Below are 12,744 nucleotides of genomic sequence, written 5' to 3'. Positions count from 1 at the left end.
GCGGGACAGAAAATGATTATCGAAGAAGCAAAAGAAAAGGGGTTAAACCGGATAGTAATAGCATCTTGTTCACCTCATTTTCATGAAAAAACCTTTAGATCAACTATGCAGAAAGCAGGATTAAATGAATTTGTTTTAGAATTGGTGAACCTGCGAGAGCATTGCTCCTGGCCCTATAAAGACCAGCCGGAAGAAGCAACGAAAAAAGCAAAAGACCTGGTTCTGGCAGGAGTGAACAAAGCGCGGGAAGACTATCCACTTGAGCAGAAAAAAATCAAGATGGGCAAGCGGGTACTTGTGATCGGCGGAGGAATAGCCGGGATACAGGCATCACTTGATCTGGCAGATACGGGTAATGAAGTGTATCTGGTGGAAAAGGAGCCAACAATTGGTGGTAAGATGGCAATTCTTACCAAGACCTTCCCCACCGAAGATTGTTCTGCCTGTATAATTTCTCCCAAAATGGCTGCTGCTCAAGACCATCCTAACATTAATCTGATGACCAATTCTGAGATCGTGAGCACTGTGGGTCACAGACTTCATTTTGAGATTACTGTGGAAAAGAAACCCCGCTACATAAAACCAGAGATTGATATGGATCAATGTCTGATCTGCGAGCAGTGCGTGCAACAATGTCCTGTGAGTGCCCCAAATACGTGGGAGATGGGGATCATGCAGCGTAAAGCAATCTATATCCCGGCAGCTCTGGCAATACCATTCAATTATCTGATAGATGACAAAGTTTGCCTGCACTTCAAAGATGGTTCCTGCAATAAATGTGAAGAAATCTGCCCACAGAAAGTAATTGATTTCAATCAGAAACCGGAAAAAGTACAATTTACAGTAGATAATATAATAGTAGCTACAGGTTATGATACCATTGAGCCTTCAGAGAAGCCGATGTTTGGATATGATAAGCTCAAAAATGTAGTAACTGGTCTGGAGATGGAACGAATAGTAGATCATATCACAGAGAATCCACCCCCCAGACCTGTAGGAAAAAGAGTAGCTTTCATCCAGTGCGTAGGCTCACGTGATGAGCAGATAGGCAGAGAATATTGCTCACGGGTGTGCTGCATGTATGCTGTGAAACTGGCATCTTTATTGAAACAGGCAAAACCTGATAAAGATATTTATATATTCTATACTGACCTCAGGGCGTATGGAAAGGGTTTTGAAGAATATTATAAGCGTGCTCAGCAGCTGGGAATTAAATTCATCAGAGGTAAAGTAGCCGAGCTTCATTCAGTACCAGATAGCGAAAGAGTGCTTTTAACAGCAGAAGATACTTTATCACGTCAGATAATCGAAAGCGAATTTGATCTGGTAGTGCTTTCAAATGGTTTGAAACCTAATGATTCTACCGAAAAGATAGTTAACTTCCTAAAACTTACCAAGAGCTCTGATGGATTCCTGCAGGAAGCACATCCTAAATTTAAGCCGGTAGATACTAATATAGAAGGTGTATTCATCTGCGGAGTGGCTCAGGGACCAAAAGATATTCCTGATACAGTTGCCCAGGCAAGTGCAGCAGCAGCAAGAGTGATGGTTACTCTGGCTCAGAAGGAATTTGATGTAGATCCACAATTAGCCTTTATCACAACAGATATTTGTGATGGGTGCGGGAAATGCGTACCTGCCTGTCCTAAAGATGCTATCATCATGAAAGGTGATAAGGCAGAAGTAGTGGAAGCATTATGTGTGGGCTGTGGGGCTTGTCTGCCTGTTTGTCCCGTGGAAGCTATTGATTTCCATAACAGTTCAAATCTGCAGATGTACTCAAGTATAGATGGAATTCTGGAAGAGAAAAAACCTGGAGATACCAGACTTCTGGTATTTGCTGATAATACATGTACTTATCGTCTGGCTGATGCTTTGGGTATCAGAAAGATGAAGTATGATATTGATACACGGATACTGCGTGTGCCCAGTTCTTCACGTATTTCGCCAAGTCTGATCGTATATGCCTTTAAGAAAGGTGCTGACCTGGTGATTTTGGGAGATTGCCCATCAGCAAGTTCATTATTCCCCTGGAGTAAGGATGTGGCTGCGCAATCAATAGCACATGCAAAAGCAAAACTTGCTGAAGCAGGAATTGCTGATGAAAGGATTTTCTTCAGTGAATTTACAGCCGGTGATTTGCAGAAATTTATCAGCATGATCACGGATCTATCAGCAAAAGTGAAAGCTGGAGAGCCAATAACTGACCAGCAGCGAAGCAAGTTATAAGAGGTAATTATGAAAAAAATAGTATTAAATGAAAAGACCTTGGAATTTCAACGCAAAGTGGAAGAATTATCTGGAGAGAACACTGCGATGTGTGATCAGTGCGGTACCTGTTCAGGAGGCTGTCCCTTTGTGGAAGAAATGGATATCACCCCAGCCCAATTGATGCGTAAAGTGATGCTGGGACAGGATGATGTGCTGGAATGTGATACATTATGGATATGTGCCACCTGCAATACCTGTACCGTGCGTTGTCCTCGAAAACTGGATGTATCCAAAATAGCAGAAGCTCTGCGTCAAATCATACTGAGAGATGAGATCAATAATCTTGATATCGATAATTTACCTAAAGAAGTTTTGAAAGAATTACCGCAGATAGCATTGATCGCTGCCTTGCGAAAACTAAGTTCATAGAATATAATAAGGAGAGATAAAAGTGAAAATACCATATTTTCCAGGTTGCTCATTAAAGACTTATGGCAGCAGTTTTGAGAAATCTGCCATTGCTTCTGGAGCAGCACTGGGTATTGAATTTGTAGAGATTCCCCGCTGGAACTGCTGCGGAGTTGTTTCTTCTCTCACAAGTGATGATTTGATGCACCATCTGGCACCTGTACGCAACATGATCAGGGTATTAGAGATGCAGGATGATAAGATGGTGGATACAGATAACAAAATGCTCACACTCTGCTCAATGTGTATGAATACACTCAAAAGATCAAACCTTAAGATGCGTGAACATGCCGATGAACTGGAAACGATCAATGATTTTATGTATAAGGAAGACCGGCAATATGATGGCAGTCTGGACGTAGTGCATTATCTGGAAATATTAAGAGACTACGGGTTTGATAAAATAGCTGAGAAGGTGAAAGTGCCTTTGAAAGGATTAAAAGTAGCTCCATATTATGGTTGCATGCTGATACGCCCTAAAGAAGTAGGAATTGATGATGCCGAAGAACCTGTAATTATGGAAGATTTTATCAAATCTCTTTCCGCTGAAGCTGTGGATTGGCGTTCTCGAAAAACTTGCTGCGGCAGCTATTTAACCGTTAGTAAGGAAAATATCGTAATTAAACTAACCAGAAAGATACTGGAAGATGCCCGGGCAAATGGTGCAGACGTGATAGTTACAAGTTGTCCTTTGTGTGCCTTTAATCTGGATAACCGTCAAGCATTGATCCAAATTCAAAATCCCAGCTTTGAACCAATACCAATTCTGTATTTCACTCAGCTTCTGGCAATTGCTCTGGGACTTGATATCAATGAATTTGGCTTTGAGCAGAATAAAGTGGACGGAATGCCGATATTAAATCAAAAAATATTTAAAAAATAAAAATCTATGGAGGTCATTGACGATGGCAGTAGAGCAAAAGATGATTACTGTTTATATAATGGGTGAACCCCAACTGGTACCGGAAGGTTCCACGATTATCATGGCTTGGGAATATGCCGGATTTCAGTTGAAAAAAGGACTGGGCTGCCGGGAAGGATTCTGCGGAGCCTGTGCCACAGTTTATCGAGAAAAGGGAGATTTTAAACTTAAAGGTGGATTAGCCTGTCAAACAGTGGTCACTGATGAGATGTCTCTGGTGCAAATACCATTTGTGCCGGCAGAGAGACCGCGATATGATCTGGCAGAATTAAAACCCGATGTTAATACATTCAAAGAACTTTTTCCCACAATATTCCGTTGCGTAGCCTGCAATACCTGCTCCAAAGCATGTCCCCAGGACATCAAGGTTATGGATTACATCCAGCAGCTTAAGCGTGGTGATATTGCAGCAGCAGCATCTACATCATTTGACTGCATTCGCTGCGGTTTATGCGCTTTGCGCTGTCCGGCTGATATTGTGCAATTCAATGCTGCCACTCTGGCACAGAGATTGTATGGTAGATACCTGGCGAAACCGAGTCCGGAACTGGCAGATCGGCTGCAGGAAATAGCAGACGGCAAATTTGATACGGAAATCGAAGAATTGAATAATATGGGTCATGATGATCTGGTGAAGAAGTATTATTCCCGCGAAATGAAGATTAGATAAGTATTGGGAGGCAATAAATGTATCCAGAATATATGATGGAATCAATTAAAAAAGTAGAAGCCACTAGGGCAAAAAGGCTGGCAATCGCCAGAAAACAGGGGAAACAGGTGTATCCTCCCATGAACGAACAGGAGCGTGAAAACATCCTGGAATCCTATCATCCAGATTATAAAACAGACGCTTTGCGAGAAATGCGGATTGGGGTAAATAAGGGTGATATGATCATCAATGAAGTAGTGGACATCATGGAATCTTATCCCCGCAATAGAGCAAGTGAATTAGACCTTTCAAAAGTTGATTATGAAACTGATGTGCTGGTAATTGGTGCAGGTTCAGCCGGACTTTCTGCTGCGATTGAAGCAGATAGAAAAGGGGTGAAAACTCTTCTGGTGACCAAGCTTAGACTTGGTGACAGCAATTCCATGATGGCTCAGGGTGGTATTCAGGCTGCTGATCAAAGAGATGACAGCCCCACGCTTCACTATCTGGATGTAATCGGTGGCGGTCATTTTGACAATAAGAAAGAGCTGGTGGAAGCACTGGTGATGGATGGTCCAAAATCTATCAAATGGCTGGAAGACCTGGGAGTGATGTTTGATAAAGATGATGATGGCAGAATGACAGTGAAACCAGGTGGTGGAACTTGCCGTAACCGCATGCACTCCACTCGTGATTATACAGGTGCCGGTATCTGCCGTGTCCTTCGAGATGAAGTATACAGCAATGCCCAGAACGTGAAATATCTGGAATATACCTCAGCTACTGAACTTATCCTTGATGATAAAGGTCAGGTAGCCGGGGCAGTATTATATCATATCGAGCTCAAAGAATATTTTATTGTGAAAGCTAAAACAGTGATAATCGCCACTGGTGGCTTTGGCAGATTACATATACGAGGATTTGAAACTACTAACCATTACGGTGCTACCGGAGATGGACTGGTATTAGGTTATCGCGCTGGTGCTAACCTGATGTTTATGGATTCTGTGCAATATCATCCCACGGGAGCTGTATTCCCTGAACAAATAGTGGGATTTTTATGTACCGAAAAGATCAGATCTATTGGTGCTCAACCCGTGAATGAAGCCGGGGAACTATTTGTTTATCCGCTTGAACCACGTGATGTGGAAGCATCTGCCTTTATCCGCGAATGCGAAGAAGATCGGGGAGTAACAACTCCTTCAGGCTTAAAGGGTATCTGGCTGGATAGTCCCCTGATTGAAGAACTTTCTGGCGAAGGTACGATCGAGACAACTCTTCCCGCTATGCTTAGGCAATATGAGAGATTTGATATCGATATTCGCAAATATCCCATGCTCGTCTTCCCCACTCTGCATTATCAAAATGGCGGACTGGAGATCAATGAAAACGCAGAAACCACTGTCCCCGGACTCTATGTAGTAGGTGAAGCTTCTGGAGGAATTCATGGCAGAAACCGTTTGATGGGAAATTCTCAGCTCGATATTATCGTATTTGGTAGAAGAGCAGGTATTCATGCAGCGGATAAAGTAATATCAGGAATCGAACTTGGCGAACTTACCTTAAAGCATGTTGATGAATATGCTAAAGAAGTAGATAAATTAGGTATTCCAAAGAACAGGATATCACCAATTATTTTACCGGATTACATTCCTGACCATGTGAAAGCCAAACAAATGACAGAAGAATATCTGGGTACTTTGGTAAAATAAAATTTATGCAAAATAGATGAAACCCAGACCAGGGATGGTCTGGATACAACAAAAAAAGCGACCAGAAATGGTCGCTTTTTTTAGTTATAGACTATTTCTTTTCCTTATCAATCGCAAGCTGCTTCAAATACTTAAAGGTCTTGTCAATCATGTGGAAACCCTTATAGGCTTCACCAATCCTGAAATTGATATTTAACTCTTCTGAATTAGTGATATCCTTAGGAGCTGCAATTCCATAAGAATACAGCATCTCCTGATCGTTATATATCTCATCCAGTTTAAGCTGAGCAGATTTATGCTCTGGATCAAGATCCACCACTTTCTGGAAATGCTCCAGAGCCCTGGCAATCTGCATATCAGCTAAATAAGCAAGTGCAAGATTATAATGCACAGAAACAATGGTATCATCTTCAGCCAGAATCCGCATAAGGCATTCTATTGCTTTTCCATACTTGCCTTTCACCTTATATGCAAGGGCCAGGTTATAGCAGCCCAGGGTATTTTGAGGCATCTTGCTGCGAAGGGTCTCAAATGTATCAATACTCTTCTGAATTCTGCCGGTATGATAATATGCCAGACCCATCCAGTAATATGCCATATCAAGCTGAGAGCCCTTTTCAACCAGATTGCTGAGGATGTTGATCGCCTTACTGAATTTGGTTGCCCGGTAATAGGCAATACCCAGCCGATAGAGAACCATGCAGTTATCTGCATCACGCTCTATCTCCATTTCATAATTCTTAACAGCATTATCAACATCTCCTTTAATGTAATACATCTCTCCTAAGGTTGCATAGATATCAGCATAGTCAGGATCTTCTTCCAATACCTCATTATATAGTTTGATAGCATCATCCAGAAGTCCTTTCCTCATGAAGTCTTCAGCTTTATGATATAACTGATTTAAGTCTTTCATTAATTATTGACCTCCTCTGATCTGTTTTATTGCCCAATCACGAGATTCTTCCAGGAAGTCCTGGGGTACATTTTCTATGAAGCCGTTACTGACCATTGAGTTTGTGAGTTCCCGTGAATAATCAATTTCCTTTTTAGCAGCATTAAATACTTCTTCCCTGGTCAATTGCACTCTTGCCACACCATCTTTGATCGCCTGCATGGCAACATCGGCAGCTTCCTGACAGAATATATCAGGTTCATCCATCTTGGGGATAATGTCATCTGGAGTGATGCCTCTTCGTTCAGCATAATTTGCCAGAGAATATGAAGCAGCAATCGCCATATTATCAGTGATCTTTGAAGCTCTCACAAGTAAAGTTCCCTTTAATATTCCCGGGAATCCTATCGAATTATTGACCTGATTAGGAAAATCTCCTCTACCCGTAGCTACAATAAAAGCACCAGCTTCTTTTGCTGCATAGGGATATATCTCCGGAACGGGATTGGCGCATACAAATACTATTGATTTTGCAGCCATTTTACTGATCCATTCCTGCTTAATAGTCCCTGGCCCGGGTTTGGATAATGCTATCAATACATCTGCTCCTGTCATGGCTTCAGCGATAGTACCAATTCTATTCGGATTAGTCTGCTGGCAAAGATCCCATTTCCGGTAAAATTCCGGCTTGGATTCTATGTCACTACGTCCAGTATGAAGCGAACCTTTGGAATCAAACATCACCATTTTCTTAGGATCAGCTCCTGCTGCCAGAATAAATCTGGCGATAGTTGTATTAGAAGCACCGGCTCCATTCATTACTATTCGTACATCTCCGATCTTCTTATCTGCCAGTTTAAGGGCATTGATCAAACCTGCCAGAGTAACGGATGCAGTTCCCTGAGCATCATCATGCCATACGGGTATACTGCATTCTTCACGAAGAGTATCAAGCACTTTATAACAATTAGGCTGAGATATATCTTCCAGATTTACTGCTCCAAAGCTGGGTGCAGCCATTTTCACGAATTCAATTATCTTATCAGGATCTTTCTTTCCCTGGGCATTTGTGCTATCCACGCATAATGGCACGGCATCCACGCCACCCAGATATTTCATCAGATATGCTTTTCCTTCCATCACACCCAATCCGCCTGAAGGAGTACAATCCCCATCTCCCAGCACACGAGTGGAATCACTCACAACTGCCACCAGATTACCTCGGTTTGAAAGCTCATAAGAGGTAAGATTATCATCCCTGATCGTGGTTGATACCATTGATACCCCTGGTGTGTACCACACATTAAACCAGTTAAATCCAGGCACGGGCACCTTTGGGACTACCTGGATCTTACCACGGTAAAATTTATGTGCCACAAGAGATAGTCTTTTCAAAAACAGGGTTTTAGCTTGTGCCTTTTCTTCATTAGAAAAATCCGCCGGAAATATTTCGTCGATGTTAGAAATATCCATTTTCACTTTCATCATCTTCCTCCAGTATATTTATTATTCTCTATTTTTTATAATCTTCCACGCCTTTATCATACAGATCACCGCCCTGGCAATCACTTACTACTATCAAAGGCATATCTTTTACAACCAGTCTTCTCACTGCTTCCGGACCCAATTCCGGAAAGGCTATCACTTCTGCTTCAGTAATGGTCTTTGCCAGAAGTGCCGCAGCGCCACCAGTAGCACCAAAATATACTCCGGTATACTGCTTCAATCCTTCCTTTACTTCCGCTGATCTTGGTCCCTTACCTATCATTCCTTTCATCCCTACTTTCATAAGGTCTATCACAAAAGGATCCATTCGGTAGCTGGTGGTAGGTCCCGCAGCACCGATCACTTGACCTGGCTTTGCTGGAGAAGGTCCCACATAAAATATCACACTTCCATCCGGATCAAAGGGTAATTCTTTTCCTGCTTTAAGTAGATCCACCAGTTTCTGATGAGCAGAATCACGGGCTGTATAAATAACTCCACTGAGTGAGATTTGATCTCCAATCTTTAAACTTTTAACATCTTCCTGCTTTAGGGGGGCATTTAATTTTATCATTATATTCACCTCACAAAATAAATGTCTTTTCGCGGTTAGCATGGCATTGAATATTCACTGCAACGGGAAATGTGGCAATATGTCGGGGATATACTTCAATAAAAAGGTCGATTGCTGTGACCCTGCCACCCAGTCCGGCAGGTCCAATTCCCAGATTATTAACTTCTTCCAGCCATTCCTTTTCATATTGTGCTATCTTAGGGTCAGGATTGCGGTTGCCGATGGGACGTAACAGAGCCTTTTTTGCCATATAAGCCACATAATCAAAAGTTCCACCTACACCCACACCTACGAAAATAGGAGGACAAGGATTACCACCAGCATTTTTCACAGTCTCAATAACGAAGTCCTTGATACCCTGCACTCCATCAGCAGGTTTCAGCATCTTAATGCGGCTCATATTCTCTGATCCGCCACCTTTGGGCATCAGGGTGATCCTCACTTTGTCACCTGCCACGATATCAGTATGTAGTATTGCCGGTGTGTTATCTCCGGTATTAACCGGATTAGTGATAGGATCCCTCACGATTGATTTCCTCAAATAGCCTTCAGTATAACCGGCAGCAACACCCGCATTTACAGCATCCTTAAGTAAACCGCCGGTAAATGATACTTCCTGACCGATTTCCATAAAGACAACTGCAAAGCCAGTATCCTGGCAGATCGGGGTAGCTTCATTGCGAGCGATTTCCACGTTTTCCAGCAATTGCTTAAATACTGCCTTTCCTACCGGAGATTCCTCTTTCGCCAGTGATCTTTCAAAACTCTCCACCAAGGAGTCATTCGCTATTGTACTTGCTTCAATAGCCAATTTCTTAATGATCTCGGTGATCTCTTTGACATCTACTTTCCTCATAACTAACCTCTCTTATTTATTGTGAATTGCTTTATTTCATTAATTCAGCTATAGCACTTCCAATCCTGGCTGGTGACATGGCAACCTTCACTCCGGCTTCCTGCAATGCAGTTATCTTTTCCTGAGCAGTTCCTTTGCTTCCGGCAATTATCGCCCCGGCATGTCCCATTCGCTTGCCTTTAGGAGCCGTCTGTCCCGCTATAAAAGCAGCAACCGGTTTGGTTACATGCTCCCTGATATATTCCGCTGCCCGGATCTCCAGCTCTCCGCCTATCTCCCCTATCATCACAATGCCATCAGTAGCATCATCAGCTTCAAATAATTTCAGAAGGTCAATAAAATCTGTCCCGATGATCGGATCTCCACCAATACCCACTGCCGTTGATATTCCCATTCCTGCTTTTACTACCTGATTTGCTGCTTCATAGGTCAATGTACCGGATTTAGAAATTACTCCTATTCTGCCTGGCTTAAAAACAAATCCGGGCATTATGCCTATCTTAGCTTCTCCAGCAGTTATGATCCCTGGGCAATTGGGCCCTATCAACACGCAGCCCTTGCTTTTGATATATTTCTTGGCATACATAACATCCTGAACGGGGATACCTTCAGTGATGCACACAATCAGCTCTATTCCTGAGTCTGCTGCTTCCAAAATGGCATCTGCGGCATAAACCGGCGGCACAAATATCAGAGACACGTTTGCTTTTGTGCTCTGCACAGCATCTTCTACAGTATTATATACAGGTTTCCCCAAATGGCATTGACCACCCTTCCCGGGGGTTACCCCAGCAACTATATTCGTGCCATACTCAATGCACTTCTGAGCATGAAAAGTCCCTTCTTTACCAGTAAATCCCTGAACTACTACCCGTGATTCCTTATTTACTAATATGCTCATGCTCTATCTCCTTCCGCTGATTTCACTGCCTTACGGGCACCGTCCTGTAGATCCTCTGCTATCAATATCTGACGGATATTAGCCTGCTTCAATATCTCCCCCGCTTCTTCCGCATTAGTGCCATCAAGCCGTACGATCACCGGCACCTGCACATCTATTTGACGCGTAGCTTCCAATATTCCATTGGCAATTCTATCGCATCTCACAATTCCACCAAATATATTCACCAATATTGCCTTCACATTCTTATCCCGCAAAATAAGCTCAAATCCGCGTGCCACAGTTTCAGCACTGGCATTTCCTCCCACATCAAGGAAATTCGCCGGCTCTCCACCTTCCAGCTTGATAATATCCATGGTGGACATTGCAAGTCCCGCACCATTCACGATGCAGCCCACATTGCCATCCAGCTTCACATAACTTAAATCATATTTTCCCGCTTCCAGTTCCGCTGCATCTTCTTCTTCTTCATCCCGCATGGCAGCTATTTCCGGATGCCGCATAAGAGCATTATCATCAAAATTAAGCTTTGCGTCTAAGGCAATAAATTCCCCGTCAGGCTTCAATACCAGTGGATTGATCTCTATAAGGCTGGCATCGGTCTTCTGATATGCCTCAAATAATGGTATCATTATCTTATTGAATTCCTTCATCTCTGCTTTATTCAATTTTAATCCATAGGCAAGCTTGCGCAGATGATAACCTTTCAGTCCTGTAATTGGGTCAACACCTACTTTGATTATCTTCTCAGGAGTTTCCGCGGCGACTGTCTCAATATCCATACCACCTTCAGTGGATGCCATGATCACAGGCATCTCACGCCGTCTGTCCAGCACTATTCCCAGATAGTATTCCCGCTCAATATCGATTGCTTCCTGAATGTATAGCTTTCTTACTACCTTCCCGGCTCCCACTGTCTGATGAGTTTTTAGTGTCATGCCCAGCATTTTTTCTGATTTCTCAAATACCTCGTCCAGACTCATTGCGAACTTGATCCCGCCTGCTTTCCCTCGGCCTCCAGCGTGTACCTGAGCCTTCACAACCCAGTTCTCACTTCCAAGTTCTTTTGCCTTATGACGTGCTTCTTCCGGGGATGTTGCTTTACTGCCTCGCGTAACTTTTACGCCAAAAGAATGTAATAATTTCTTCGCCTGATATTCATGGATATTCATTTTATTCCCTCTTTTTGCTATTAATTGCAATTTTAGAATATTTTTCTTTTAGTCAAGAACTAATTTGTTTATATAAACATAATTTATTCCCGAAGGGTAATGCCCATATCTCCCTGTTAAATATTTTATAGTTATGTTTGTTTACTTCGCTGAGTGTCTTTACCACGTTATCAATGTTTTAAAGATGCAATTATTTCTGCTGCATACCGGGCAATTGCCAGGCAACTGGTGAGTCCCGGTGATTCAATCCCCATCAGATTGATAAATCCCGGTAAACCTTTTGCGCTTTCCTCTTTAATATAGAAATCCCTGAAGCCTTCTCCGGCAGCTTGTAATTTGGGTCTGATCCCCGTATCATCCGGATGCAGTTTTTCTATATCAATATCCAGATATTGAGTCACGCTATCTATAAATTCCTGCTTGTGGCTTTCATCCATGGCATAATCAAGCTCATCCACGTAATAGGCACTGGGACCGAACCGCACTTCTCCGGCAAGATTAAGCGTGAGATGGATTCCCAGGTACATACCCGTGGGATCCGGCATGGGATAGATCAGCTTATCAAGCTGAAATCTCTGTGAGGTTTTAAAATATTCCGCCTTGCACCAGTGCAGTTTCAAGCCGGCAGCTTCTGTATCTATTCCCGCCAGGGACGCTATCTTTTCACATTCCAGTCCTGCAGCATTGATCAGGATCTCTGCCAGGAACTGCTCTCCATTTGTGAAGGTGACCAGGTATTTCTCTTCCACCCTCTTTATCTCACACACTTCATTGTCAAAGAGCAGAAATCCATCATTAGCCCCAAACTCTATCTTCATTGCCCTCATAAATCCATGTGTATCCATGATCCCCGTACAAGGTACCAGCATTCCCATTATTGACTTCACTTCCGGTGCCAG

At 42.9% G+C, this 12,744-nt stretch carries 12 protein-coding genes; 5 read left to right on the top strand and 7 right to left on the bottom strand.

All coding sequences use genetic code 11. The features are described from left to right. From RAO94_04815 to RAO94_04795, 5 genes are all read left to right on the top strand, one after another. Nucleotides 1–2,229, top strand: a 2,229-nt coding sequence (locus RAO94_04815) for a hydrogenase iron-sulfur subunit (protein ID MDP8321654.1), incomplete at its 5' end; no start/stop codon positions are given. Between the two features lie 9 nt (nucleotides 2,230–2,238). After that, the gene (locus RAO94_04810) at nucleotides 2,239–2,640 is read left to right on the top strand and encodes a 4Fe-4S dicluster domain-containing protein (GenBank protein ID MDP8321653.1); all 402 of its coding nucleotides are present in this window, start codon (nucleotides 2,239–2,241) and stop codon (nucleotides 2,638–2,640) included. Nucleotides 2,641–2,662: 22 nt separating this feature from the next. Next, a complete protein-coding gene (locus RAO94_04805) occupies nucleotides 2,663–3,562 on the top strand; it encodes a CoB--CoM heterodisulfide reductase iron-sulfur subunit B family protein (GenBank protein ID MDP8321652.1) in 900 nt (299 codons plus the stop codon). Between the two features lie 22 nt (nucleotides 3,563–3,584). After that, a complete protein-coding gene (locus RAO94_04800; GenBank protein MDP8321651.1) occupies nucleotides 3,585–4,271 on the top strand; it encodes a 4Fe-4S dicluster domain-containing protein in 687 nt (228 codons plus the stop codon). Between the two features lie 17 nt (nucleotides 4,272–4,288). After that, nucleotides 4,289–5,962 carry an FAD-binding protein gene (locus RAO94_04795; GenBank protein ID MDP8321650.1) on the top strand — a complete coding sequence of 558 codons (1,674 nt, stop codon included), beginning with the start codon at nucleotides 4,289–4,291 and terminating at the stop codon, nucleotides 5,960–5,962. A gap of 91 nt (nucleotides 5,963–6,053) precedes the next feature. Here RAO94_04795 and RAO94_04790 read toward each other — a convergent pair whose 3' ends face one another. From RAO94_04790 to RAO94_04760, 7 genes are all read right to left on the bottom strand, one after another. Beyond that, nucleotides 6,054–6,878: a tetratricopeptide repeat protein gene (locus tag RAO94_04790; GenBank protein ID MDP8321649.1), complete on the bottom strand. Its 825-nt coding sequence runs from the start codon at nucleotides 6,876–6,878 to the stop codon at nucleotides 6,054–6,056. Between the two features lie 3 nt (nucleotides 6,879–6,881). Next, the gene (locus tag RAO94_04785) at nucleotides 6,882–8,345 is read right to left on the bottom strand and encodes an NADP-dependent malic enzyme (GenBank protein MDP8321648.1); all 1,464 of its coding nucleotides are present in this window, start codon (nucleotides 8,343–8,345) and stop codon (nucleotides 6,882–6,884) included. Between the two features lie 25 nt (nucleotides 8,346–8,370). Continuing rightward, nucleotides 8,371–8,916, bottom strand: a complete 546-nt coding sequence (locus RAO94_04780) for a Fe-S-containing hydro-lyase (GenBank protein ID MDP8321647.1) — start codon at nucleotides 8,914–8,916, stop codon at nucleotides 8,371–8,373. A 10-nt stretch (nucleotides 8,917–8,926) separates the two neighbouring features. Beyond that, nucleotides 8,927–9,772, bottom strand: a complete 846-nt coding sequence (locus tag RAO94_04775) for a fumarate hydratase (protein ID MDP8321646.1) — start codon at nucleotides 9,770–9,772, stop codon at nucleotides 8,927–8,929. Nucleotides 9,773–9,803: 31 nt separating this feature from the next. Beyond that, on the bottom strand, nucleotides 9,804–10,673 hold the full coding sequence (gene sucD / locus RAO94_04770) for a succinate--CoA ligase subunit alpha (protein ID MDP8321645.1): 870 nt from the start codon (nucleotides 10,671–10,673) through the stop codon (nucleotides 9,804–9,806). Continuing rightward, nucleotides 10,670–11,845: an ADP-forming succinate--CoA ligase subunit beta gene (sucC, locus tag RAO94_04765; protein ID MDP8321644.1), complete on the bottom strand. Its 1,176-nt coding sequence runs from the start codon at nucleotides 11,843–11,845 to the stop codon at nucleotides 10,670–10,672. The genes sucD and sucC overlap by 4 nt, the downstream gene beginning before the upstream one ends. Before the next feature lie 170 nt (nucleotides 11,846–12,015). Next, a partial coding sequence (locus RAO94_04760; GenBank protein MDP8321643.1) for an FAD-dependent oxidoreductase occupies nucleotides 12,016–12,744 on the bottom strand: 729 nt, incomplete at its 5' end.

Source organism: Candidatus Stygibacter australis (genome assembly GCA_030765845.1).
GTDB lineage: Bacteria > Cloacimonadota > Cloacimonadia > Cloacimonadales > TCS61 > Stygibacter > Stygibacter australis.
The sequence above is the reverse complement of the archived record's forward strand: the minus strand, read 5'-3'. Positions and strand labels throughout refer to the sequence as shown.